This window comes from Antribacter soli (assembly GCF_021568775.1).
Classification (GTDB): Bacteria; Actinomycetota; Actinomycetes; order Actinomycetales; family Cellulomonadaceae; genus Antribacter; species Antribacter soli.
Map to the genome: position 1 here is coordinate 37,909 of NZ_JAKGSG010000018.1, position 24,665 is coordinate 62,573.

A 24,665-nucleotide genomic window follows, 5' to 3' on the forward strand; every position below is an offset into this window, starting at 1 on the left:
ATGGCGGCAGCGGTCGCGACGACGCCGACCACGACACCCACGGCAGCACCCGGCCGCGCTCGGTCGCACAGGGGCTGGCGCGCCACCCCTTGGCTCTTCCTGCTCGTCCCCCTCGGCCTGCTCGTGCTCTTCACGTACGTGCCGGTCGCCAACATGGTCTGGTACAGCTTCACGGACTGGGACGGCCTGGGCGAGATGGAGCCCGTGGGCCTGGCGAACTACGTCCGCGTCTTCACCGACGAGACGTACGTCCAGGTCTTCCTCGTCAGCCTGTACTACCTCGTCGGCGCGGCGGTCCAGCTCGTGCTCGCCCTGTACTTCGCGACGCTGCTGAGCTTCAGGACCAGGTTCCGCAACCTGTTCAAGGGCCTGATCTTCTTCCCGTACCTGATCAACGGGGTCGCGATCAGCCTGGTCTTCCTGTACTTCCTCCGGCCCGGCGGCACGCTCGACGCCGTGCTCGTGCTCTTCGGGGTGAGCGAGCCCGCGCAGTGGCTCGGTGACCCGGGCATCGTCAACGTGTCGCTCGCCGCGACCTCCGTGTGGCGGTACATGGGGCTCAACTTCGTGCTCTTCCTCGGCGCGATCCAGTCCATCCCGAGCGAGCTCTACGAGGCCGCCGACATCGACGGCGCAACCTCGTGGGACACGTTCCGGTTCATCATCGCGCCCGGCATCCGGCGTGTGGTGGGGTTGTCGGCGATCCTGGCGATCTCCGGCTCGCTCTCCGCGTTCGAGATCCCGTTCATCATGCTGGACGGCGCGAACGGCTCCACGACCTTCGTGATCCAGACCGTGCACACGGCGTTCGAGTTCCACAAGGTCGGCCTCGCCTCGGCCATGGCCGTCGTGCTGCTGCTCATCGTCCTGGCGGTCACGTGGGTCCAGCGCGCCCTGTTCCCCGACGAGAAGGTCGACCTGGCATGACCGTGAACGTCCGCCGCACCGTGCGGTCCCTGTCGCCCGTCCTCGAGCCCGTCGGCGTGATCCTCAAGTACGCGAGCCTGCTCGTCGCCTCCGCTGTGGCCCTGCTGCCGCTCGTGACGGTGTTCCTCGCCGGTTTCAAGACGAAGCAGGAGTTCGCCACCACGGCTCCGCTCGACGTGCCGCAGGACTGGTTCAACGTCGAGAACTACGTCACCGCCTTCACGCAGGGCCGGCTCCTGCAGGGCTTCGTCAACACGTCGATCATCCTCGTCGTGTCCCTGGTCGGCACCATCCTCATCGGGTCCATGGCGGCCTACGCGATCGACCGCTTCGACTTCCGGGGCAAGGGCCTCGTGCTCGGGGCGTTCCTCGTGGCGACGCTCGTGCCCGGGGTCACCACCCAGGTCGCCACCTTCCAGGTCGTCAACGGCCTGGGCCTGTTCAACACCCGCGCGGCCGCGATCGTGCTCTTCATGGGCACGGACATCATCTCGATCTACATCTTCTGGCAGTTCCTGCAGTCGATCCCGAAGTCGCTCGACGAGGCGGCGATGCTCGACGGCGCAAACCGCTTCACGATCTACGCGCGGATCATCTTCCCGCTGCTGAAGCCGGCCATCGCGACGGTGGTGATCATCAAGGGAATCGGCATCTACAACGAGTACTACATCCCGTACCTGTACATGCCGAAGCAGGACCTGGGCGTGGTGTCCACCGCGCTGTTCCGGTTCCAGGGGCCCTTCGGCGCGCAGTGGGAGGTGATCTGCGCGGGCGCGATGCTCGTCATCCTGCCGACGCTCTTCGCGTTCCTCTTCCTGCAGCGGTTCATCTACAGCGGCCTGACCCAGGGGGCGACCAAGTGACCGACGTCGGTCACCCCCGCGTCAGCCGAGCACGCGAGCGACGGCCGCCAGCGGGATCCGCGCCCACCCGGGGCGGTGCCGGGTCTCGTACACGACCTCGTACAGGGCCTTGTCGAGCACGAGGGCGCGCAGCAGGGCGTCGGTCGTCGCCAGGTCCAGGCCCGACGTGTCCGACGCCGGAGCCTCGCCCGGGTGCACCTGCGCTCGTTCCTCGGCCCCCGCCCTCTCCTGCGCTTCGCGGTAACCCTCTGTGTCTTCTGGTCGGGTCACCGCTGCGCTCCGGGCCGGGCGGGTCCCTCGTTCCTCGGCCCCCGCCCTCTCCTGCGCTTCGCGGTAACCCTCTGTGTCTTCTGGTCGGGTCACCGCTGCGCTCCGGGCCGGGCGGGTGCCTCGTTCCTCGGCCCCCGCCCTCTCCTGCGCTTCGCGGTAACCCTCCAGGAACGAGAGCTGGGCGCGCTCCGGCCATTCCGGGTCCGTCGCGCCGCCCACGGCCGCCGCGTAGTCGAACGAGCGCAGCATCCCCGCGACGTCGCGCAGCGGCAGGTCCGGCGCCGTGCGCTCGGCGACCGGTCGCTGGGGCTCGCCCTCGAAGTCGAGCACCTTCCAGCCGTCCCGCCCGTACAGGGCCTGTCCGAGGTGCAGGTCGCCGTGGATCGCCTGGAGGCTGACGCCACGCTCGGACGCCGCGAGGCGCTCGCGCACCTCGTCGAACAGCGCGGTCGCGCCCGCGCGGTACGGGGCCAGCTCCCGGACGTCGGCGAACGCCTCGGCCGCGCGGCGCCGCAGCACGCCCACGAACGCGGCCGGCTCCAGCACCTGGCCCGCCGGGAGGGCGACGCGCAGGACCGCGTGCAGCTGCGCCACCACGGCGCCCAGCTCTGCCGCGCGCTCGCCGAAGTCCTCGTCGCGGCGGGCGTAGTCGCACGCCAGCTCGAAGCCGTCGTGGGCGTCCGCGACGAGCGCGGACATGACGCCCAGGTGAGCGAGCAGGGTGCCGGCCGGGACCGGGCCGCCGGACGGCGCGGGTAGGTCGACCGCGCCCAGGAACCGCGGCACGCCGTCCCAGCCGGCCCGCGTCAGCGCCTCGGGGATCGTGACGTCCGGGTGCGGGCCGAGCGCGACGGTCCGCAGGATCTTGAGCATCGCCCCGCTGCCGAAGGCCGGCACGACCACCGACGTGTTGGACTGCTCGCCGCCCAGCGCCCGGGCGCCGTCGAGCGCGTCCTCGCTGACGTCGCCCGCGGCGGCCCGCAGGTAGGCGAGCCAGCAGGCGGGGTGCGCACCGCCGTCGTACACCTCGACCATGCCCGACGACATGGTGACCGTCCCCACGAGGCCGGGCGTGTCCTCCGGCGGCTCCGCGGTGGGGGTGAGCACGAGCGGGACCTGCACGACCAGGGCCTCGTCGCCGCCCGGTAGGCCGGGTCCCTCGAGGCGCAGCAGCGGCACCACCACCTCCGGGGCGTGCGGGAACGTCACCGTGAGCCACGGGACGTTCCGCACTCCCTCGCCCGGCACGGGATACCACCGGCGGCCCGGGAGCCAGCGGTCGAGGAGGTGCAGGACCCCGGCCGGCAGGTGCCCCGCACCGGGGGTCACGATCACATGGGCTTGCGTCGTCTGGTTCACGCCCCTCCTGAGCCGTCGGTCCAGGCGGTGCCGCCGGGCCGGCGGGGCCCGGTCGTGGCCCATGCCGGGGCCTGGTGCGCCGCCGGGGTCTGGTGCGGCGCCGGCGCCTGGGCCGACGCCGGGGCCGCCAGGGGCCGCAGGCCCGCCGCCGGCGGTGTCAGGACCAGCCAGTAGAAGTCGCGGGCGCCCCACGTCATCGTGAGCGTGCCGCCCTCGCCCACGGTGGGGAAGGTCGCGCCGCCGAACACGTCGGTGAGTGTCCACCCCGCGTAGCGCGGCAGCTTGAGCGTCGCGGAGCGCGCGGTGGCCGACAGGTTCGCCCCGACGAGGACGATCTCGTCCTCGGACCCGCGGGTGAACGCGATCACTGCCTCGTCGTCGCAGTCCATCGCCGTGAAGTCGCCGGTGCCGAACACCGGGTGCTGCCGGCGCACGGCCAGCATGCCGTGCACCCAGTGCAGCAGCGACGTCGGCTGCGCGAGCTGCGCCTCCACGTTCACGTGGTTGTAGTGGTGCACCAGCGACTGGACGAGCGGGAGGTAGAGCTTGCCCGGGTCGGCGGTGGAGAAGCCGGCGTTGCGGTCCGGCGTCCACTGCATCGGGGTGCGCACCGCGTCGCGGTCAGGCAGCCAGATGTTGTCGCCCATCCCGATCTCGTCGCCGTAGTAGAGGCAGGGCGAGCCGGGCAGCGACAGCAGGAGCGCGTGCGCGAGCTCCATCTCCTTGCGCGAGTTGTCCAGCAGGGGCGCCAGGCGTCGGCGGATGCCCACGTTCGCGCGCATGCGCGGGTCGGGGGCGTACCAGCCGTACATCGACGCGCGCTCCTCGGTCGAGACCATCTCGAGGGTCAGCTCGTCGTGGTTGCGCAGGAACGTGCTCCACTGCCCGCCCGCCGGGATGGCGGGCGTGTCCGCGAGGATCTCGAGGAGCTGACGCGACCGCTGGTCCTTGATGGCGTAGTAGATGCGCGGCATCACGGGGAAGTGGAAGCACATGTGGCACTCGGGGTCGTCGTCCGTGCCGAAGTACTCGACGACGTCCTGCGGCCACTGGTTGGCCTCGGCCAGCATGATCCGGCCCGGGAACTCCGTGTCCACCATGCGCCGCACGCGCCGCAGGAACGCGTGCGTCTCGGGCAGGTTCTCGCAGTTGGTGCCCTCGGCCTCGAAGAGGTACGGCACCGCGTCGAGCCGGAACCCGTCGACGCCGAGCTGCAGCCAGAACCGGGCGACGTCGAGCATCGCGTCGACCACGCGCGGGTTCTCGAAGTTCAGGTCCGGCTGGTGCGAGAAGAACCGGTGCCAGAAGAACTGGCGGCGCACGGGGTCGAACGTCCAGTTGGACGTCTCGGTGTCCACGAAGATGATGCGGGCGTCCTGGTACCGCGTGGCGTCGTCGCTCCACACGTAGAAGTCGCCGTACGGGCCCTCCGGGTCGGCGCGCGAGGCCTGGAACCACGGGTGCTGGTCGCTCGTGTGGTTCATGACGAGGTCGATCACCACCCGGATGCCGCGCTCGTGCGCGGCCTTGACCAGGTCGCCGAAGTCGGCCACAGAGCCGTACTGGGTCGCGATCGCCGTGTAGTCGGAGACGTCGTACCCGCCGTCCCGCAGGGGGGACGGGAAGAACGGCGGCAGCCACAGGCAGTCGATGCCGAGCCACTCGAGGTAGTCGAGGCGCTCGATGAGGCCCCGCAGGTCGCCCGACCCGGCGTCACCCGAGTCGGAGTACGAGCGGACCATCACCTCGTAGAAGACGGCCTTCTTGTACCACTCCGGGTCGTGCGGGAGGCCGCGGCGTGCCCGCTCAGGAGCCCGGGGCTGGCGCCGCGGTGGCAGCGCCTGCACGGGTACGGGTCCCGTCGTCATGCGTGACCCACCTGCACGACGTGGGCCACCTGCGCGCGGGGGTCGAGGCGGACGAACGGGTGCGCCCCCCACCCGTAGGTGTCGCCCGAGAGCAGGTCGTGGGCCACGTAGAACGCCGAGCTGTCATCGCCCGCGGGGGCCGAGAGGCCCAGGGCGGAAAGGTCCAGGTGCACGATCGACTCCTGTGTGTTCCAGGGATCCAGGTTCACCACGACCACGATCACGTCGTCGTGACGGGGACGCAACGGACCGCCCCCTGCACTTATGGTGAGGCCGGACGAACCGTTTCGCGCGGCAGACGCGCGGCGTGCCGGGGCACGGGTCGCGGCGGGTTTCGCCGGGGGCAGGTGCTCCGCCGCGACGCGCCGCGAGAATGCGATGACCTGGTCGTTCGTCGTCGGGTGGATCGTGAGGTTCCGAAGCTGCTGCAGCGCCGGGTGCGCTCGCCGGATCTCGTTGAGCACGCCGAGCAGGCGGGCGATGCCGAGCTTGTCGGCGACGGCCCAGTCGCGCGGCTTGTACTCGTACTTCTCGTTGTCGATCTGCTCCTCGACGCCCGGGCGGGGCACGTTCTCGACGAGCTCGTACCCGGAGTAGACGCCCCACGTCGGCGAGCCCGTCGCCGCCAGCACGGCTCGGACGGCGAAGCCCGCCACGCCGCCCTGCTGGAGGTACGGCGGCAGGATGTCGTGCGTCGTGGGCCAGAAGCTCGGCCGCATGACGGAGCCGAGCGGCCCGCTGACCTCGGCCAGGTACTCCTCGAGCTCCTGCTTCGTGTTGCGCCACGTGAAGTAGGTGTACGACTGGTGGAAGCCGATGCGGGCGAGCGTCTTCATCATGGCCGGCTTGGTGAAGGCCTCCGACAGGAAGATCACCTCGGGGTTGGTGGCGTGCACCTGCGCGAGCAGCCACTCCCAGAAGCTCAGCGGCTTGGTGTGGGGGTTGTCGACGCGGAACAGCGTCACGCCGCGGTCGATCCAGGTCCTGATGACGTCCAGGACTGCCGATCGCAGGCCCTCGGGGTCGGTGTCGAAGCTCAGCGGGTAGATGTCCTGGTACTTCTTCGGCGGGTTCTCCGCGTACGCGATGCTGCCGTCCGCGCGGATCACGAACCACTCCGGGTGCTCCTTCACCCACGGGTGGTCGGGGGAGCACTGCAGCGCGATGTCGAGCGCCACCTCCAGGCCGTTGTCCCGGGCCGTCGCGACGAACGCCCGGAAGTCCTCCTCCGTGCCCAGGTCGGGGTGGATCGCGTCGTGCCCCCCGTCCGGCGAGCCGATCGCGTAGGGACTGCCCGGGTCGCCCGGCGCCGCGTCGAGCGTGTTGTTGCGGCCTTTCCGGAACGTCGTGCCGATCGGCGAGACCGGGGTCAGGTAGACGACGTCGAAGCCCATCGCGGCGATCGCCGGGAGGCGCTTGCTCGCCGTCGTGAACGTGCCCGAGACCCACGTGCCGTCCTTGCGCCGGTAGGCCCCCTCGGAGCGGGGGAAGATCTCGTACCACGCACCCGCCAGCGCCAGTGGGCGGTGCACCCGCAGGGGGTAGGGGGCCGACGCCGTCACCAGGTCTCGCAGCGGGGCGCGACCCAGGGCGGCGCGCACCTCGCGCGACGTCGCCGCGGCCAGGCGGGCCTCGGCCGGGCGCCGCGCGTCGCGGAGCGCCAGCAGTGCGTCCGTGAGCACCCGCGCGTCCCGCGCGCTGCGCCGGGCCGCGACGATCCCGTCCGACGGCGCGGTGCAGATGCGCGCGAACAGGCGCTCACCCTCGGCGAGCATCAGGTCGACGTCGATGCCCGCACCGATCTTGATGATGGCGTCGTGCGCCCACGTGGCGAACGGGTCGCTCCAGCCCTCGACCCGGAACGACCACTCGCCGGGCGCGTCCGGCTGGAGGAACCCGCGGAAGTGGTCGAGGCCCGGTGCGACGTCGACCATGTGGGCCCACGAGTGGTCCGTGCCGTCGGGGGCGACGAGGATCGCGGTCGCGGCCACGGCGTCGTGCCCCTCCCGGAACACTGTCGCCTCGACCGGGACGACCTCGCCGACGACGGCCTTGGCGGGCCAGCGTCCGCCCTCGACGACGGGCGAGACCTCGATGACGGGGATCCGGCCGATGGGGGTGTGTGCGGTCACCCTGACCACGCTACCGAGAGTCGGGGCCCACTTGCGCGCGGGCCTGCCGCGCGTCGGCTATCCGCGAGCGGCTCGTGTCGCAGATGTGTGTCCGCTCCGCCGAGTGCGTAGTCTTCGGTGCGTGAAGGCGATCCGACGATTTACCGTCCGTACCGTCCTCCCGGGCGAGCTCGACGCGCTCGACGAGCTCGCGCAGAACCTGCGATGGTCCTGGCACGCCCCGACGCGTGAGCTCTTCGCCAGCATCGACCCCGAGCTCTGGGCGGACGTCAGGGGCGACCCCGTGGCGCTCGTCGCCGCCCTCGGCGCCGAGCGGCTCGCGGCGCTCGCGGCCGACGAGGCGTTCGTGAGCCGGGTTCGCGCAGCCTCTGAGGATCTCGCGCGATACCTGTACGCCCCGCGGTGGTACCAGGAGCGCGTCTCGTCGTCGGGCGCCGCGCTGCCCGAGGCGATCGCCTACTTCTCGCCGGAGTTCGGCATCACGTCCGTGCTGCCGCAGTACTCGGGCGGCCTCGGCATCCTCGCCGGCGACCACCTCAAGAGCGCGTCCGACCTCGGCGTCCCGATCGTCGGCGTGGGCCTGCTGTACGGGGCAGGCTACTTCCGCCAGGCCCTGACGCGGGACGGCTGGCAGGTCGAGTCCTACCCGCTGCTCGACCCCGACGGCATGCCGCTGGCGATCCTGCGCGAGGAGGACGGCACGCCCGCGGAGATCTCGCTCGCGCTGCCGGGCGGCCGCCGGCTGCTCGCGCACGTCTGGGTCGCGGCGGTCGGCCGCGTGCCGCTGCTCCTGCTCGACTCGAACGTGCCCGGCAACGACGAGCAGGCGCGCAAGGTGACGGACCGTCTCTACGGCGGCGGTGGCGAGCACCGCCTCCAGCAGGAGCTCCTGCTGGGCGTCGGCGGCGTGCGTGCCCTGCGTGCGTGGTCGCGCCTGACGGGCGCGCCCGAGCCGGAGGTCTACCACACGAACGAGGGCCACGCAGGCTTCCTCGGCGTCGAGCGGATCCGCGAGCTGGTGGCGTCCGGCCTGTCCCCGGCCGAGGCGCTCGAGGCCGTGCGCGCGGCGACCGTCTTCACGACGCACACCCCGGTGCCCGCCGGCATCGACCGGTTCCCCCGCGAGCTCGTCTCTCAGTACTTCGGCGGCGACAACGCCATGGAGGGCGTGCCTCTGGACCGGGTGCTCGCGCTCGGCGCGGAGGACTACGAGGGCGGCGACCCGACGGTCTTCAACATGGCCGTGATGGGCCTGCGCTTCGGCGGCCGGGCCAACGGGGTCTCGCTGCTGCACGGACAGGTCTCCCGCGAGATGTTCGAGGGGCTGTGGCCGGGCTTCGACTCGCGCGAGGTGCCGATCGCCTCCGTCACGAACGGCGTGCACTCGCCGACGTGGGTGGCGCCGCGGCTCGCCGCCGTCGAGGCGGACCGGCTCGGCCTCGACCAGCTCAGCGCGGCGGAGGCTTCGAGCGGCTGGCTCGACCCGTCCCGGGTGACCGATGCCGAGCTGTGGGCCCTGCGGTCCGAGATGCGCGGGGAGCTCGTCGCCGAGGCGCGCAGGCGGCTGTACACGTCGTGGCGCGAGAGGGGCGCGTCCCCGGCCGAGCTGGGCTGGGTCGAGGAGGCGCTGTCGCCCGACGTCCTGACGATCGGCTTCGCGCGCCGCGTGCCCACGTACAAGCGGCTCACGCTCATGCTGCGGGACCCGGAGCGGCTCAAGGCCCTGCTGCTGCACCCGGAGCGCCCGGTCCAGCTCGTGGTGGCCGGCAAGTCGCACCCGGCCGACGACCAGGGCAAGCGGCTCATCCAGCAGCTCGTCCGGTTCACCGACGACCCGGCCGTGCGGCACCGGATCGTCTTCCTGCCCAACTACGACATCGGCATGGCGCTGTCCCTCTACCCGGGCTGCGACGTGTGGCTGAACAACCCGCTGCGGCCGCTGGAGGCCTCCGGCACGTCCGGCATGAAGAGCGCGCTCAACGGCGGCCTCAACCTGTCGATCGAGGACGGCTGGTGGGCCGAGTGGTACGACGGCGAGAACGGCTGGGGCATCCCCACGGCCGACGGCGTCGCGGACCCTGACCGCCGCGACGACCTCGAGGCGGCCGCGCTCTACGACCTCGTCGAGTTGCAGGTGGCGCCGCGGTTCTACGACCGCGGGGCAGACGGCGTGCCCGGCCGCTGGCTGGACATGGTGCGTCACACGCTCGCGACCCTCGGCCCGAAGGTGCAGGCGACCCGGATGGTCGGCGAGTACGTGCACGGCCTGTACGCCCCTGCCGCGCAGGCCGGACGCGCTCTCGCGGCGGACGACCACGTGGCGGCGCGTGAGCTGGCGAAGTGGAAGGCGCGCGTGCGCGCAGAGTGGCCCTCGGTCCGGGTGGACCACGTGGAGTCCGGCGGTATCGGAGACGCCGCCCAGGTCGGCGACCGGCTGGCGGTCAAGGCCTACGTGTCGCTCGGGGCGCTCTCGCCGGAGGACGTGGACGTGCAGGTCGTGCACGGGCACGTGACAGAGGCGGACGTGATCGACGAGTTCGCGGCGGAGCCGCTCGCTCTCGTCGAGTCGTACGAGGCCGGCCGCCACGCGTTCGCGGGCGAGATCGTGCTCGCGGCCTCGGGTGCGTTCGGCTACACGGTCCGGATCGTCCCGCGGCACCGTGGCCTGGGTAGCGTGGCGGAGCTGGGCCTGGTCGCGAACGCGTAGGTCCGTCGCACCGTCCGGCCGGTCACCCCGGCCGGACGGGGCGACGACGGCGCTGGTCACCTGATCGAAACACCCCGGTGACGTGTGACTGTGACGTGCGTCACACCGTCTGGGAACTTGCGGTAATTCGTTCCATTCCGCCTGGAAGTGCTGCATCGTCTGGTCTCGGAGTCGTACTTCCGCTCCGTACGATGACGGGCGTTCACGCCTCGATATGCGCCATTTCAGGGGACCACCATGATCGACCAGTTTGCGAACGGCTACATCACGCCGGCGCTCTCCTTCCTTCTCTCGTGCATCGGGTGTGCCGCAGGCCTGTCCGCAACCGCCCGGGCGCACATCTCCACCGGGCGCGCCCGCATCGGCTGGCTCCTGGTCGGGGCCTTCGCGATCGGCGGCACCGGCATCTGGGTCATGCACTTCGTCGCGATGCTCGGGGTCGCCGTGGAGGGGGCCGTGATCAGGTACGACCTCACCAACACGATCCTGTCCGCGCTCCTCGCCGTGTTCGTCGTGGGCATCGGGCTGTTCGTCGTGGACCGCTCGGGCGGTCGCCTGGGGCCCCTGCTCGTGGGCGGTGTCATCGCCGGCCTGGGCGTGGCAGGCATGCACTATCTCGGCATGGACGCGATGCACATCGGCCTCGGCGTCGGTGTCGAGTACGCCCCGGGCCTGGTCGTGCTCTCCGTCGCCATCGCCGTCGTCGCCGCGACCCTGGGCCTCTGGCTCGCGACCAACGTGCGTGGCGTGTTCTCGGGTATCGGCGCGTCGCTCGTCATGGCTGTCGCGGTCTCGGGCATGCACTACACCGGGATGTCCGCCATGAGCACCCACCGGGTGGGCAACGGTCCGATCCCGCCGTCGACGCTCGGCGTGTCTCCTGACGAGCTCATCATCCCGCTGATCGTCGGCACCACCGCCGCCACGCTTCTCGTGATGCTCGTCATCATGGTGCTGCCGAGCGCGCGCGAGATCCAGCAGCAGGCCAAGTTCGACGAGTGGCGCGCGCGCAACCGGGCCATGGTCGAGCAGCCGGTCAAGAGCAAGCTGCTCTGACCGCGCTCAGTGCTCGGGGTACCTCGGTACCCGGCGGGGCGGTCGCGGCGGAACCTGCCGTGCCGCCTCGATCTCGTCCGCCGGCACCAGCACCTCCTCGGGCGTGCCGTGCCGGGGGTCGGTGCGCAGCCGCACGCCGCCGTCGGACACCTCGAGGACGTACCCGACCACGTCCGTCCAGACCTGGCCGGCTCCCGAGCCGGACCCCTGCGCCTCGGCGGGGGACAGGCGCCGCCGCACCACGGCGCGCTCTCCGGGCCGCAGCTCGCGCCACGGCCGGGGCGGCAGGGGTGTCGTGGAGGTCACAGTGCGCTCTCAGGGGTCGGGACGGCCGGACAAGGCTGGCATGGCCTGGGCGATACTAGAGTCACACGCGCAACCCCCGCGCCGTCCAGGAAGGTACCCGCAGTGACCTACGTGATCGCTCAGCCGTGCGTCGACGTCAAGGACAAGGCGTGCATCGAGGAGTGTCCCGTGGACTGCATCTACGAGGGCAAGCGCTCCCTGTACATCCACCCGGACGAGTGCGTCGACTGCGGTGCCTGCGAGCCGGTGTGCCCGGTGGAGGCCATCTACTACGAGGACGACGTCCCCGAGGAGTGGAAGGGGTACTACGCGGCGAACGTCGAGTTCTTCGACGACCTGGGCTCGCCCGGTGGCGCCGCGAAGATGGGTCAGATCGAGAAGGACCACCCGCTCGTCGACGCGCTCCCGCCGCAGGCCTGACGTCGTGGGCCTCGCCGACCTGCGCGACCTCGCCTACCCCTGGGACACGCTCGCCGCGCTGACGGCGACGGCGAAGGCGCACGCGGGCGGGCTCGTCGACCTGTCCATGGGCACGCCCGTGGACCCCACCCCGGACGTGGTCCGGCGCGCGCTGGAGGCCGCGTCGGACGCGCCGGGGTACCCCCTGACGGCGGGAACGCCCGCCCTGCGCCGCGCGGTCGTGGACTGGTTCGCTCGCCGACGCGGCGTGCCGGGCCTCGACCCCGCGGCGGTGCTCCCCACCATCGGCTCCAAGGAGCTCGTGGGCCTGCTGCCCTCGCTGCTGCGGCTCGGGCCGGGCGACGTCGTCGTGCACCCCGCGGTCGCGTACCCCACGTACGAGGCCGGCATCCGCGCCGCCGGCGCGACGCCGCTGGCCACCGACGACGTGGCCGAGTGGGCCGGCCGGCCCGACGTGAAGATGGTCTGGGTGAACAGCCCCGGCAACCCGACGGGCCGCGTCCTGCCGGCGGACGGGCTGCGCGAGGTAGTCGAGGCGGCCCGCCGCACCGGCGCGGTCGTCGTGAGCGACGAGTGCTACGCCGAGCTCGCCTGGGAGGAGCCGTGGGACGCCGAGGGCGTCCCCAGCGTCCTCGACCCCCGCGTGTCAGGCGGCTCGCACGAGGGTCTGCTCGCCGCGTACTCCCTGTCGAAGCAGTCGAACATCGCGGGCTACCGCGCGGCCTTCCTCGCGGGCGACCCGGCGCTCGTCGCCGACCTCCTCGCGACCCGCAAGCACCTCGGCCTCATCGTGCCGGCGCCCGTGCAGGCGGCCATGGTCGCCGCCCTGGACGACGACGCGCACGTCGCCGCCCAGAAGGCGGTCTACGGAGCCCGTCGACTGTCGCTCGCCGCGGCGTTCGAGAAGGCCGGCCTCGTGGTGGACCGGTCCGAGGCGGGCCTGTACCTGTGGATCACCACGCCCGACGACGGTCCGGTGCCGGGGGGCGACGACCCGTCCGGCGTCGGCCATCGCGTCGCCGCGTGGCTCGCGGAGCGGGGGATCCTCGTGGCCCCCGGAAGCCTGTACGGGCCGGGTGGAGAGGCGCACGTCCGCGTCGCGCTGACGGCGTCGGACGCTGCGATCAGCGATGCTGTGGTGCGCATCACACTTACTTGACCTGCAAATTGGAAAGACAATGAATTTTCGGGGTACGGTCATCTACCGGTCGACGCTGCCCGCGACCAGCATTCCTGGGTAGCGACCCGCGCCACGCTCCACAGGAAGGAAGCCATGACGTCCACCACCCAGGCACACGTCGAGCTCGTCGTCGACGGGACCGCTCGACCGCTGCCCGTCGTGCCCGCGAGCGAGGGCAACGACGGCATCGTCGTCTCGTCGCTCCTCAAGGAGACCGGCCTGGTCACGGTCGACCCCGGGTTCATGAACACCGCGTCCTGCGAGTCGTCGATCACGTACATCGACGGCGACCAGGGCATCCTCCGCTACCGCGGCTACCCGATCGACCAGCTCGCCGAGGGCTCGTCGTTCCTGGAGGTCGCGTACCTGCTGATCTACGGCGAGCTCCCGAGCCCGTCGGAGCTCGAGGGGTTCGTGACGCGGGTCAACCGCCACACCCAGGTGCACGAGGACTTCCGCACCCTCATGGGGACGTTCCCGCGCTCCGGTCACCCGATGGCGGGCCTCGCGTCCGCGATCAACGGGCTGTCCATGTTCTATCCCGAGTCGCTCGACCCGCACGACGACGAGCAGGTCGACCTCGCGACCGTCCTGCTGCTCGCCAAGACGCGCACCATCACGTCCTACCTGCACCGCCGCCGTGTCGGCGAGCCGCTGCTGTTCCCGGACTACTCGCACGGCTACGTCGAGGACTTCCTGCGCATGACGTTCGCCAGCCCGTACGAGAAGTACGAGGTGGACCCGGTCGTCGTGGACGCCATGGAGAAGCTGCTCATCCTGCACGCCGACCACGAGCAGAACTGCTCGACGTCGACCGTGCGCGTCGTCGGGTCCTCGAACGCCAACCTGTACGCGTCGGTCGCGGCCGGCGTGAACGCCCTGTCGGGGCCGTCGCACGGTGGCGCCAACGAGGCCGTGCTCGACATGCTGGAGAAGATCCGCTCCGGCGGCGAGACCGTCGCGTCCTTCATGGACAAGGTGAAGACCAAGCAGGACGGCGTGCGGCTCATGGGCTTCGGCCACCGGGTGTACAAGTCGTACGACCCGCGCGCCGCCATCGTGAAGAAGCACGCCGACGCGGTGCTGAGCAAGCTCGACGCCAAGGACGAGCTGCTCGACATCGCGCGTGGCCTCGAGGAGATCGCACTCAGCGACGACTACTTCATCGAGCGCAAGCTCTACCCGAACGTCGACTTCTACACCGGCCTCATCTACAAGGCCATGGGCTTCGAGCCGGCCATGTTCACGCCGCTGTTCGCGCTGGGCCGCATGCCCGGCTGGATCGCGCAGTGGCGCGAGATGATGAAGGACCCGCAGACGAAGATCAGCCGCCCGCGCCAGGTGTACACCGGCGCGACCGAGCGCGAGTTCCTGCCCGTCTCGCTGCGCTGACTCCCCGGTCACCCACGTCGTCGGCCCGTCCGGACCGAGCGACCACGTCGGCCTGAAGAACCTGCCGAGGTAGTCGCTCCGTCGGACGGGCCGACTACTTCGGCGTGGGTACCGGGCGGGTTGGGCGGGAGTCTCCTCGCGCCGGCGGCGGGCGGCCCGTTCCGCGGGTCAGCCCTCGGACGCGGTCGTGAGGGTGATCGTGACGGTCCCTGCGGGCAGCGCGTCGTCGGCGGCGGCCCAGGCCGCCTCGTCCCGGGTCCAGACCCGGTCGGCGACCCGGACCTCGACGACGTGGGTCGTAGCCGCCGTGGCGACCGCCCACTGCGCGGTCGCCCAGGCGCCGCGCGCCGGGTCGTCCGCGGTGAGGGGGGCGGCGTCCACCGTCACGACCGTCCCGTCGCCCGACGCCGTCGCCGCCTCGCCCGCCGCGGCCGTCACCGGCGCGAGGCCCAGGTCGCGGCCGAGCCGGCCCACGAGCACCGAGCGTGCCTGGTCGACGGGCAGCGCCTCCTCCTCGGGCACCCCGGCGAGCTCGCACGTCAGGACCTCGGGCGTGTTGCCCGTGAGGGCCGACGCCCACGCGCGCGACCGGATCTCGTGCTTCGCGTACGCGTCCGGGTAGGCCGAGCGCTGCACGGCCTGCGCGGCGACGGTGATCTCCATCGCCTCGTACCCGTCGACCTTCACCAGGCCGTCGTAGAAGGCGTTCGTCGAGAAGACGGGGTCGAGGACCTGCTCCGGCGTGCCCCAGCCCTGCGACGGCCGCTGCTGGAACAGGCCGAGGGAGTCGCGGTCGCCGTGCTCGATGTTGACCAGCTTTGACTCCTGCATGGCCGTGGCCAGGCCGATCGTCGCCGCGCGCGCCGGGAGCGCCCGCTGCTGGGCGATGCCCGTGATGAGGGCCGCGTTGTCCGCCTGCGCGGGGGAGAGGTACCAGGTGATGCCGTCGAGCACCGCGGAGCAGCGTTCGGTCGCCGGACCGGCCTCGTCGAGCTGGCGCAGGCCGAGAGACACGCCGTACGCGGCGGCGCCGCCCAGGACGACGGTCGTGACGACGGCGACCACGGCACGGCGCAGCCGCCGCCGGCGCCGCGGGGGGCGGGCGCTCGGCGGCGGGAACGGTGAGGCGGCCTCGTTCTCGGCGAGGAGGACCACGGCGGACTCCGTCGGTCGGGAGGGTACGGACGTGCCGGTGCCGGAGCTGTCCGGCCGCGAAGGCCGGCGCCCGGCACCGAGCCCCAGAGTCTAGGTCCCCTGCCTGGTAGGCGACAGGGTCTTCACGGCTTCCGCCGACGTTGTTCGCCTGGACCCTCGCGGGAGGCCCTCGTCAGGGTCTTCAGGGTCAGTTGGCGTGCAGCACCGCGTTCAGCTCGATTCCCACGCCGTCCCGTGACAGCACCTCCACGGCTCCGGTCTGCGAGTTGCGGCGGAACAGCAGGTTGCTGCGCCCCGCGAGCTCGCGGGCCTTGACCACCACCGGGCCGGAGCCCTCCGGCGCGGCAGCGCCGAGGACCGCGACCTTGGTGCCCGCCGTGACGTAGAGGCCCGCCTCGACGACGCAGTCGTCGCCCAGGGGGATGCCCAGGCCGGCGTTCGCGCCCAGCAGGCACCGCTCGCCCAGGGAGATGACCTCACGGCCGCCCCCGGACAGGGTGCCCATGATCGAGGCGCCGCCGCCGACGTCGGACCCGTCGCCCACGGTGACCCCCGCCGAGATTCGGCCCTCCACCATCGAGGTGCCGAGCGTGCCCGCGTTGAAGTTGACGAAGCCCTCGTGCATCACCGTGGTGCCCGGCGCCAGGTGCGCGCCCAGGCGCACGCGGTCCGCGTCGGCGACGCGGACGCCCGTCGGCAGCACGTAGTCGACCATGCGGGGGAACTTGTCGACGCCGTAGACCGTGACGACGCGGCCCGAGGCACGCAGCCGGAGCCGGGTCGCCTCGAAGCCGTCCACCGCGCACGGGCCGGCGCTGGTCCACACGACGTTGGCCAGCGCGCCGAACACGCCGTCCAGGTTGACGCCGTGCGGCCGGACCAGGCGGTGCGAGAGCAGGTGCAGGCGCAGGTACGCGTCGGACGCGTCCTTCGGCGGCGCGTCCAGCTCGATCTCGGTGCGGACCACGGCCGTGCGGACCTGCCGCGCGTCGTCGCGCCCCGTCAGCGCGGCGAGCTCCGCGGGGACCGTCAGGTCCTCCGGGGCGGCACCGAGCGCGGGCGCGGGGTACCAGGTGTCGAGGGTGGTGCCGTCGTCGGCGATCGTGGCGAGGCCGAGGCCCCAAGCGGTGCTGGTCGACATGCCACCACCCTAACGAGGACCGCACCCCAGAGCCGGGTCCGTCCACGCCTCGTTAGGGTGGGCGCATGACTGCGCCCGCGATCGACCCCGTGCTCCTCGACCCGGCCTCCGACCTCGTCGGCCTCACCGCCGCCATCTGCGACATCGCGTCGGTCAGCGGGGCCGAGGGGGCTCTCGCCGACGCGATCGAGGCCCTGCTGCGGGGCGGGCCGCACCTCGAGGTCACACGGGACGGGGACGCCGTCGTCGCCCGGACCACGCTGGGCCGCGCGCGCCGCGTCGTCGTCGCCGGGCACATCGACACGGTGCCCCTCGCGGGCAACCTGCCGACCCGGCTCGTCGGCACCGGGCCCGAGGCCGAGCTGTGGGGCCGCGGCACCGTCGACATGAAGGGCGGGGTCGCCGTCGCGCTGGCGCTCGCGCTCGAGCTCGGCACCCCGGGCAACGAGCCGGCGCAGGACGTGACGTGGGTGTTCTACGACCACGAGGAGGTCGACTCCGCGCTCAACGGGCTGGGCCGCCTCGTCCGCAACCGGCCCGACCTGCTCGCCGGCGACTTCGCGATCCTCGGGGAGCCCAGCAACGGGGGGATCGAGGGCGGCTGCAACGGCACGATGCGGGCCGAGGTGCGCACCCACGGCGTGGCCGCGCACTCCGCGCGGGCGTGGACCGGCCGGAACGCCATCCACCTCGCCGCGCCGGTCCTGGACCGCCTGGCGGCGTACGTCCCGCGGGACGTCCAGGTCGACGGGCTGGTCTACCGGGAGTGCCTCAACGCCGTGGGCATCTCCGGCGGGATCGCCGGCAACGTGATCCCCGACGCCTGCACGGTCGTCCTGAACTACCGGTTCGCCCCCTCGCGTTCGGTCGCCGAGGCGGAGGAGCACCTGCGGGAGGTGTTCGACGGGTTCGAGCTGGAGGTCACGGACGCCGCGGGCGGCGCCCGGCCGGGTCTCGACGACCCGCTCGCGGCCGACTTCGCCGCGTCCGTGCTCGCGACCACCGGCGGGGCGCCCGCGCCCAAGTACGGCTGGACCGACGTGGCGCGCTTCGCCGAGCTCGGCGTGCCCGCCGTGAACTTCGGCCCGGGGGACCCGCTGCTCGCGCACAAGGACGACGAGCGGGTGCCGGTCGCCCAGCTCGCCCTGTGCCGGGACGCCCTGCGGGCGTGGCTCCTGGGCTGACGGTCACGTGTGTGCAACCGGCGTTAGGTTGGGCGCATGAGTGACGACGGCTACCCACAGACGGGCACCGGCTATCGCAAGGGCCCGGTGCTCCTGCGCGGCGCCAAGATCCCGAGAACGACCAGCGACCAGCGGCTCCTCGCGACGGAGGAGGGCGCCGAGTGGGTGCACTCGGACCCGTGGCGCGTCATGCGCATCCAGAGCGAGTTCGTCGAGGGTTTCGGCGCGCTGGCCGAGGTAGGTCCCGCGGTCTCGGTCTTCGGCAGCGCCCGCACGAGGCCCGACCACCCGGACTACGCCCTGGCCCGCGAGGTGGGCCGCCGCCTGGCCGAGGCCGGCTACGCGGTGATCACCGGTGGCGGGCCGGGCATCATGGAGGCCGTGAACCGGGGGGCGGCCGATGCTCATGGCACGTCGATCGGCCTCGGGATCGAGCTGCCGTTCGAGCAGGGCATGAACGCGTACGTGAACCTCGGCATCAACTTCCGCTACTTCTTCGCCCGCAAGACGATGTTCGTGAAGTACGCGCAGGGGTTCGTGGTGCTGCCCGGCGGCTTCGGCACGTTCGACGAGCTCTTCGAGGCCATCACCCTCGTGCAGACCCACAAGGTCACCGAGTTCCCGCTCGTCCTCGTCGGCACCGAGTACTGGGGCGGCCTGCTCGACTGGGTCCGCAGCACCGTCCAGCCGCGCGGGATGATCAGCCAGGCCGAGCTCGACCTGCTCTACCTCACCGACGACCCCGCGGATGCCGTCGAGCACGTGCAGCGCCGGGGTGCCGCCCTGGCCGCGCGGGAGCGCGAGGCCCTCGAGGCGCTCGCCGAGGCGGAGGAAGAGCCCACGGTGGCCGAGGCGTGAGTCCCGGTCCTTCCGGCACGGCGGTGCCCGCCGTGCCTCCCGGATCCGCCCCGCTCGTCCTGCGTGGGCGCGAGGTGGGCCTGGGCGCCGCCGGCGCCCTGCGGCCCGTGGTCATGGCGGTCCTCAACCGGACCACGGACTCGTTCTACGCCCCGGCAAGACTGCCCGACGACGGCCGGGCGCTCGCGGCCGCCCACCAGGCGCTCGCGGACGGCGCGGACATCCTCGACGTCGGCGGGGTGCGCGCGGGTGCCGGGCCGGTGGTGGACGAGGCGGAGGAGATCCGGCGCGTGGTGCCGTTCGTCGAGCGGGTCCGCGCCGAGGTCCCTGGGTTGCTGGTGTCCGTCGACACCTGGCGCGCGGGCGTCGCGCGCGCCGCGATCGAGGCGGGCGCCGACCTGGTCAACGACACCTGGGCGGGGCACGACCCCGCACTCGTCGAGGTCGCCGGTGCGGCCGGCGTCGGCGTCGTGTGCTCGCACACCGGCGGGGCGGTGCCGCGCAGCGACCCGTACCGCGTCGAGTACGCCGCGCCCGTCGGCGACGCGAAGGCGGACCCGCGGGACGGCGTGCTGCTCGACGCGCTCGCCACGCTGCGGGCCGCCGCCGAGCACGCCGTGGCCTGCGGCGTGCCGCGCGCCTCGGTCCTCGTCGACCCCACGCACGACTTCGGGAAGAACACCTGGCACTCGCTGCACCTGCTGCGGCGCACCGGCGCTCTGGCGGGACTCGGCTTCCCCCTCCTGATGGCGCTCAGCCGCAAGGACTTCGTGGGGGAGACGCTGGGCCTGCCGCCCGAGGAGCGGCTGGAGGGCACCCTCGGCGCCACCGCCGTGGCGGCCTGGCTCGGTGCCCGGGTGTTTCGCGCGCACGACGTCCGGGCGACCCGTCGGGTGCTCGACCTCGTGGCCGCGCTACGCGACGAGGCGCCTCCGCTGGCGGCCCTGCGGGGGCTGGCGTAAGGGCGCGGCAGGGGGTGGCCCGCCGGGCCGCGTGGCGCGGCGCCGTGGAGGCATGTGCCCAGGCTGGACCCCGAGGTGAACTAGAATGACCTCGTGTGCGCGGTCGTGTGACCGGGTACCTGCAAGCCGTGAGTTACCGGACAACGGAATGGGAGAGCCACAGATGGCTGCGATGAAGCCGCGAACGGGTGACGGGCCGCTGGAGGTCACCAAGGAGGGGCGCGGCATCGTCATGCGGGTCCCGCTCGAGGGCGGCGGCCGCCTGGTCGTCGAGCTCAACGCGACCGAGGCCGGCGAGCTCGGCGAGGCTCTCCAGGCCGTCGTCTCCTGATACCGAGGGAGCCGGCCGTCCGTCGCACACGCCGCCGGAGTGCACCACCCGTGCGCCTAGCGGCGGACGGCCAGCAACAGCCCGTCCCCGCTGGGGAGCAGGGCAGGAAGTACCCGCTCGTCGCCGCGCAGGGAGCGGCCCACCTCGCGCACGATCGTCGTGAGCTCGTCCCGGCGCGCCGGGTCCGCCACACGGTCCCGGTGCAGCGCACCGTCGACGGCGAGCACACCACCCGGCCGCAGGAGTCGCAGCGCCTCCTCCACGTGCTCCGGGTACCTGTGCAGGTCCGCGGCGACCAGCACGAGGTCGTACGCCCCGTCCGTGAGCCGCGGCAGCACCTCGCTCGCACGGCCCGGGATGATCCGCGTGCGGGCCGGCCGGATCCCGGCCTCGGCGAACGCCGCCCGCGCCGCCCGCTGGTGCTCCACCTCCACGTCGATGGTCGTGAGCTGGCCGTCCTCCGGCATGCCGCGCAAGAGCCACAGCGCCGCGACTCCCGTGCCCGTGCCGACCTCCACGACGGCCTTCGCCCGCAGGGCGGCGGCCATCACCCGCAGCACCGCGCCCGCGCCCGGGAGCACGGCGGGGCAGCCCAGCTCGGCCGCGCGCTCGCGGGCGCGCAGCAGCACGTCGTCCTCCGGGACGAAGGACTCGCTGTAGACCCAGCCCGCGGCCTTGCTGGGCAGAGAGCCGGGCGAGGTCTCGACGTCCGTGGTGATGAGGGACCTCCGGGTAGCACCGATGTTCGCAGTCAGAATCTTCTTGGCTTCCGCCGACCCTGGTTCGCCTGGACCCTCGCGGGAGGCACTCGTCAGGGTCGTCATGGCTTCCACCGACCTTGGTTCGCCTGGACCCTCGCGGGAGGCGCGTCTCAGGCTACCGCCGGGCGGGAACGGCTGGAGCGCGCAACGCGTTGTGGGAGACGATGGACACCATGAGCATCACCGAGAGGGCGGGCCGGACGGGCTCCGCACCCGTGCCGACCGAGCAGCCCGCGCCGACCGCGGGCAGCGACGCGATGCCCTGGGAGCCGCCGTCGTGGGAAGAGATCGTGCGTGAGCACTCCGCCCGCGTCTACCGGCTCGCCTATCGCCTGACCGGGAACCAGCAGGATGCCGAGGACCTGACACAGGAGACGTTCATCCGCGTCTTCCGTTCGCTGTCGAGCTACACGCCCGGCACGTTCGAGGGCTGGCTGCACCGCATCACGACGAACCTCTTCCTGGACTCGACCCGCCGCAAGCGCCGCATCCGCATGGAGGCCCTGGGCGACGACGACGGCCACGTGGTCGACCCGGGCGACCTCGGCCGGCCGGAGCGCGGCTTCGAGCACGCGAACCTGGACCACGACGTGCAGCGGGCTCTGGACGCCCTGCGCCCCGAGTACCGGGCCGCCGTCGTCCTGTGCGACATCGAGGGCCTCAGCTACGAGGAGATCGCCGTCACGCTGGGCGTGAAGCTCGGCACGGTGCGCTCCCGCATCCACCGTGCCCGGGCCCAGCTCCGCGAGGCGTTGGAGCACCGCGCCCCTCAGGGGAGCCACCGGTGAGCGGCGGGTCGCACCTCGGGTCGTGGCTCAGCGCGCTGGCCGACGGCCAGCTCGCCCCTGCGGAGACCGAGCGGGCCCTCTCCCACGTCGCCGTCTGCCTCGCGTGCGCCCGTGAGCTGGACGCCGCGCGCGCCGCCCGGCGCGCGCTCACCTCGGCGCGCGACGTCCAGCCCGATCCGGCGCTCGTCCAGCGGCTGATGGCCCTGCAGGCCAGCATCCCGCCCGCCGACTCCGACCCGCTGCGCAGCCCGCTGCGCCCGGGTCCCGCGTACTCGGGGGCCTGGGCCCCGGCGTACGCGGGCGACGCCGACTACTCGGGCAACCTCGCCCGCCGCGCCCGCCGGGGTCGTGCCGCCCGCCTCGCGGCGTTCGGCGCGGGCGGCCTGGGCATGCTCGGTCTGACCCTGTTCGCGCTCGGCGACTCGCCGGTCGTCAGTCCCGACCTGTCGGCCCAGGCGTCGATGTCCCTCCTCGGCCGCGCGGGCCAGCACGAGGCGGCCCCGGGCGAGGACGTCCTGGCCCGCCTCGACGTCGGCGGCCAGGGCACGACGGCGGAGGCCCTCGCCTGGGTGGCCGAGAACGGCTGGGTGGCGCCCACCGGGCTGCCCGACGGGTTCCAGGTGAGCGCCCTGCGACTCCTCGGCGACGAGGGCCAGGTGCTCGAGATCGACCTGACCGGTCCGCACGGCACGGCCGTGGTGCGGCAGCAGGTCGGCCGGCTCCAGGCCGGGGTCACGGCGGGCGCGGGCACGACGGCGGCCGTCTCCGCGGTCCAGGTGCCCGGCCACGACGTGGTACTGCTCGCCCAGGACCCGGCCCACGTGGCCTGGCAGGCGGACGATGTCGTGGTCGACGTGGTGGCGGAGGTTCCGGACGACGTGCTGGCCGACCTCGTAGCAGCGTTCCCCGGGCGCGGCTACGATGCCGGGGTCCTGCCTCGCATCGCCCGCGGGTGGACCAACGTCACAGGAGCCATCGCCAGTCCATGACCGAGCACACCCCGTTCGCGCCCCCCACGCCGCCCCGGCGGTCGACCGACGAGTCTGTCTGGACGACGGATCCCGCCGCTTCCGAGCCCCACGCCGAGCCGGTCGCTGTCGAGCACCCGGCCGAGCCGGTCGCTGTCGAGGCCCCGGCCGAGCCGGCCACCGCGGAGCACCCGGCCGAGCCGGCCGCTGTCGAGGCCCCGGCCGAGGCCACCACCGCGGAGCCGGTCCTGGCCCACGCCGCGACGCCTGCCGCCGAGCAGTCCTCCCATCAGCCTGGCGAGCCGGCGGCCGCGCACCCCGCGGTGCACGCCCTGGCCGCGGCTCACGCCGGTCAGCCCCGCAGGCACGCGCCCCGGGCGCGTGTCGGGCTGCGCGGGGTGATGTCCGTGGCCCTCATCGGGCTCCTGACCGGTGTGGCAGGCGGCGCCGGGGCCCACCTGGTCCTGGACCGGGCGGACCTGCGGCCCGCCGACGCCGACCTGCCGGTGCCGGACGTCGAGCACGTCGTGGACCGCCCGTCCGGGTCGGTCGCGGCGATCGCCGCCGACGTGCTGCCGAGCGTGGTCTCGATCGAGGTCCAGATCGGCCAGGGCGGTGCGACGGGATCGGGGATGATCCTCAAGGAGGACGGCTACATCCTCACCAACAACCACGTGGTGGCGGAGGCCGCCGGCGGGGCGAAGGTCGTGGTGACGTTCGCGGACGGTCACGAGCAGGAGGCCCGGGTGGTCGGCGCGACGCCCGACTACGACCTCGCGGTCCTCAAGGTGGAGGAGTCCGGCCTCGTGCCGCTCGTCCTCGGCGACTCCGACGCGATCGTCGTGGGGGACTCCGTGCTCGCGGTGGGTTCGCCCCTCGGCCTGGACGCGACCGTCACGACCGGCATCGTGAGCGCCCTGCACCGCCCCGTGAAGGCCGGCGAGGAGGCGGAGGCGGCGTTCATCGACGCGATCCAGACCGACGCCGCCATCAACCCGGGCAACTCCGGCGGCCCGCTCGTCAACGCGGCGGGCGAGGTGATCGGGATCAACTCGGCCATCGCGCAGCCCCCCGGCGTCGCGGCGGCCACGGGCAGCATCGGCCTGGGCTTCGCGATCCCGTCCAACCAGGCGCGGCACACCGCCGAGCAGCTCATCGAGACGGGCCACGCGACCTTCCCGGTCATCGGCGTGCTGCTCGACCCGGCGTACCAGGGGGAGGGCGTCCGCGTCGCCGAGAGCGCCGTGCAGGGCCAGGCGCCGGTGACCCCGGAGGGCCCCGCCGACCTGGCGGGCATCCGGGCGGGCGACGTCATCCTGGCGATCGACGGACGTCCCGTCTCCCAGGCGGACGAGCTCATCGTGGCGATCCGCGCGAAGGCTCCCGGCGACCCCGTCACGCTGCGGGTGCGCACCGGCGACGACGAGCGCGACGTCCGCGTCGTCCTCTCGGAGAAGACGAGCGGTTGAGCGCCGCGATCCCTTCGTCCTCAGCCCCTTCGCCGGCTGCGGAACGTCTGCCGGGTCCGGCCGTCCGGACCCGGCAGACACCGCGCACCCGGCGGAGTGGCGGGCCGAGTAGGCTCTCACCGTGCTAGGAATCAACGGCGGCGAGCTGGTCGTGATCCTCGTGATCGCGGTCCTCGTGATCGGCCCCGAGCGGCTGCCACAGTACGCGGAGCAGCTCGCCCGCGGCGTGCGCCGGGTCAAGGCCCTCCTGCAGGACGCCAAGACACGCGTCGACGAGGAGCTCGGTCCCGAGTTCACGGACGTCGACTGGAGCAAGCTGGACCCGCGCCAGTACGACCCGCGGCGCATCGTCCGGGACGCGCTCCTGGACGACACGCCGCTCTCGTCCGCACCGTCGTACCGGACCGGCCTCACGCGTGCGGCGGCCGCTGCAGGGGCGAGCGTCCCGGGCGGTGCGCAGGCCGCAGGAGCCGACCGGCCGACGTCGGGCAGCCCGGCTCCGTTCGACGACGAAGCGACCTAGGCGGACGCTCACAAGCACCCGTCCCGGGATTCGGCCGGGCACGGC

22 protein-coding genes are annotated in these 24,665 nt (G+C 72.9%); 15 read left to right on the forward strand and 7 right to left on the reverse strand.

The features are described 5' to 3' along the window. Together L1785_RS04430 and L1785_RS04435 are read left to right on the forward strand one after the other, a co-directional pair. Positions 1 to 927, forward strand: coding sequence for a carbohydrate ABC transporter permease (locus tag L1785_RS04430; protein ID WP_236087947.1), 927 nt, complete (start codon positions 1 to 3; stop codon positions 925 to 927). Then, positions 924 to 1,790 (forward strand): carbohydrate ABC transporter permease, encoded by an 867-nt coding sequence (locus L1785_RS04435; RefSeq protein ID WP_236087949.1) that lies wholly within the window; start codon positions 924 to 926, stop codon positions 1,788 to 1,790. The genes L1785_RS04430 and L1785_RS04435 overlap by 4 nt, the downstream gene beginning before the upstream one ends. A gap of 21 nt (positions 1,791 to 1,811) precedes the next feature. On the opposite strand, the gene L1785_RS04440 is transcribed toward L1785_RS04435, so the two are convergent. The 3 genes from L1785_RS04440 to L1785_RS04450 are packed head-to-tail and all read right to left on the reverse strand — an operon-like array spanning position 1,812 to position 7,419. Continuing rightward, positions 1,812 to 3,419 (reverse strand): maltokinase N-terminal cap-like domain-containing protein, encoded by a 1,608-nt coding sequence (locus L1785_RS04440; RefSeq protein WP_236087950.1) that lies wholly within the window; start codon positions 3,417 to 3,419, stop codon positions 1,812 to 1,814. Next, positions 3,416 to 5,287, reverse strand: coding sequence for a maltose alpha-D-glucosyltransferase (treS, locus tag L1785_RS04445; RefSeq protein WP_236087951.1), 1,872 nt, complete (start codon positions 5,285 to 5,287; stop codon positions 3,416 to 3,418). The genes L1785_RS04440 and treS overlap by 4 nt, the downstream gene beginning before the upstream one ends. After that, positions 5,284 to 7,419, reverse strand: coding sequence for an alpha-1,4-glucan--maltose-1-phosphate maltosyltransferase (locus tag L1785_RS04450; protein WP_236087953.1), 2,136 nt, complete (start codon positions 7,417 to 7,419; stop codon positions 5,284 to 5,286). The genes treS and L1785_RS04450 overlap by 4 nt, the downstream gene beginning before the upstream one ends. Before the next feature lie 121 nt (positions 7,420 to 7,540). Between L1785_RS04450 and glgP the strand changes: the two genes are divergently transcribed. Together glgP and L1785_RS04460 are read left to right on the forward strand one after the other, a co-directional pair. Continuing rightward, positions 7,541 to 10,126 (forward strand): alpha-glucan family phosphorylase, encoded by a 2,586-nt coding sequence (gene glgP / locus L1785_RS04455; RefSeq protein WP_236087955.1) that lies wholly within the window; start codon positions 7,541 to 7,543, stop codon positions 10,124 to 10,126. Between the two features lie 237 nt (positions 10,127 to 10,363). Then, entirely contained in the window at positions 10,364 to 11,182 is an 819-nt protein-coding gene (locus L1785_RS04460) for an MHYT domain-containing protein (protein WP_236087957.1), read from the forward strand. Between the two features lie 6 nt (positions 11,183 to 11,188). Here the strand turns inward: L1785_RS04460 and L1785_RS04465 are convergent, their stop codons facing one another. Next, a complete protein-coding gene (locus tag L1785_RS04465) occupies positions 11,189 to 11,488 on the reverse strand; it encodes a hypothetical protein (RefSeq protein ID WP_236087959.1) in 300 nt (99 codons plus the stop codon). Between the two features lie 102 nt (positions 11,489 to 11,590). Here L1785_RS04465 and fdxA point away from each other — a divergent pair, with 102 nt between their 5' ends. The 3 genes from fdxA (at position 11,591) to L1785_RS04480 (ending at position 14,480) form a co-directional block, all read left to right on the forward strand. After that, the gene (fdxA, locus tag L1785_RS04470) at positions 11,591 to 11,908 is read left to right on the forward strand and encodes a ferredoxin (RefSeq protein WP_236087960.1); all 318 of its coding nucleotides are present in this window, start codon (positions 11,591 to 11,593) and stop codon (positions 11,906 to 11,908) included. Between the two features lie 4 nt (positions 11,909 to 11,912). Beyond that, the gene (gene dapC, locus L1785_RS04475) at positions 11,913 to 13,067 is read left to right on the forward strand and encodes a succinyldiaminopimelate transaminase (protein ID WP_308113254.1); all 1,155 of its coding nucleotides are present in this window, start codon (positions 11,913 to 11,915) and stop codon (positions 13,065 to 13,067) included. A 114-nt stretch (positions 13,068 to 13,181) separates the two neighbouring features. After that, entirely contained in the window at positions 13,182 to 14,480 is a 1,299-nt protein-coding gene (locus L1785_RS04480) for a citrate synthase (protein WP_236087962.1), read from the forward strand. 168 nt (positions 14,481 to 14,648) lie between these two features. Here the strand turns inward: L1785_RS04480 and L1785_RS04485 are convergent, their stop codons facing one another. Continuing rightward, entirely contained in the window at positions 14,649 to 15,557 is a 909-nt protein-coding gene (locus L1785_RS04485) for a hypothetical protein (protein WP_268914851.1), read from the reverse strand. A 265-nt stretch (positions 15,558 to 15,822) separates the two neighbouring features. After that, positions 15,823 to 16,776, reverse strand: coding sequence for a 2,3,4,5-tetrahydropyridine-2,6-dicarboxylate N-succinyltransferase (dapD, locus tag L1785_RS04490; protein ID WP_236087966.1), 954 nt, complete (start codon positions 16,774 to 16,776; stop codon positions 15,823 to 15,825). Positions 16,777 to 16,841: 65 nt separating this feature from the next. Between dapD and dapE the strand changes: the two genes are divergently transcribed. The 4 genes from dapE to L1785_RS04510 all read left to right on the forward strand — a co-directional run bounded on the left by dapE (position 16,842) and on the right by L1785_RS04510 (position 20,111). Continuing rightward, on the forward strand, positions 16,842 to 17,960 hold the full coding sequence (dapE, locus tag L1785_RS04495) for a succinyl-diaminopimelate desuccinylase (protein WP_236087967.1): 1,119 nt from the start codon (positions 16,842 to 16,844) through the stop codon (positions 17,958 to 17,960). 36 nt (positions 17,961 to 17,996) lie between these two features. Then, complete coding sequence (locus L1785_RS04500; RefSeq protein WP_236087969.1) at positions 17,997 to 18,818, forward strand: LOG family protein; 822 nt, start codon at positions 17,997 to 17,999, stop codon at positions 18,816 to 18,818. A 23-nt stretch (positions 18,819 to 18,841) separates the two neighbouring features. Beyond that, complete coding sequence (folP, locus tag L1785_RS04505) at positions 18,842 to 19,780, forward strand: dihydropteroate synthase (protein ID WP_236088028.1); 939 nt, start codon at positions 18,842 to 18,844, stop codon at positions 19,778 to 19,780. A 163-nt stretch (positions 19,781 to 19,943) separates the two neighbouring features. After that, positions 19,944 to 20,111 carry a DUF3117 domain-containing protein gene (locus tag L1785_RS04510; RefSeq protein ID WP_236087970.1) on the forward strand — a complete coding sequence of 56 codons (168 nt, stop codon included), beginning with the start codon at positions 19,944 to 19,946 and terminating at the stop codon, positions 20,109 to 20,111. 56 nt (positions 20,112 to 20,167) lie between these two features. On the opposite strand, the gene L1785_RS04515 is transcribed toward L1785_RS04510, so the two are convergent. Further along, positions 20,168 to 20,935 (reverse strand): O-methyltransferase, encoded by a 768-nt coding sequence (locus L1785_RS04515; RefSeq protein WP_236087972.1) that lies wholly within the window; start codon positions 20,933 to 20,935, stop codon positions 20,168 to 20,170. Positions 20,936 to 21,036: 101 nt separating this feature from the next. Here L1785_RS04515 and sigE point away from each other — a divergent pair, with 101 nt between their 5' ends. From sigE to L1785_RS04535, 4 genes are all read left to right on the forward strand, one after another. Then, on the forward strand, positions 21,037 to 21,660 hold the full coding sequence (gene sigE / locus L1785_RS04520) for an RNA polymerase sigma factor SigE (protein ID WP_372461779.1): 624 nt from the start codon (positions 21,037 to 21,039) through the stop codon (positions 21,658 to 21,660). Next, the gene (locus L1785_RS04525) at positions 21,657 to 22,649 is read left to right on the forward strand and encodes a zf-HC2 domain-containing protein (protein WP_236087974.1); all 993 of its coding nucleotides are present in this window, start codon (positions 21,657 to 21,659) and stop codon (positions 22,647 to 22,649) included. The genes sigE and L1785_RS04525 overlap by 4 nt, the downstream gene beginning before the upstream one ends. Continuing rightward, positions 22,646 to 24,097: a S1C family serine protease gene (locus L1785_RS04530; RefSeq protein WP_236087975.1), complete on the forward strand. Its 1,452-nt coding sequence runs from the start codon at positions 22,646 to 22,648 to the stop codon at positions 24,095 to 24,097. Before L1785_RS04525 ends, L1785_RS04530 begins: the two co-directional genes overlap by 4 nt. A gap of 121 nt (positions 24,098 to 24,218) precedes the next feature. Further along, complete coding sequence (locus L1785_RS04535) at positions 24,219 to 24,620, forward strand: twin-arginine translocase TatA/TatE family subunit (protein WP_236087977.1); 402 nt, start codon at positions 24,219 to 24,221, stop codon at positions 24,618 to 24,620. Positions 24,621 to 24,665: the final 45 nt, after the last annotated feature.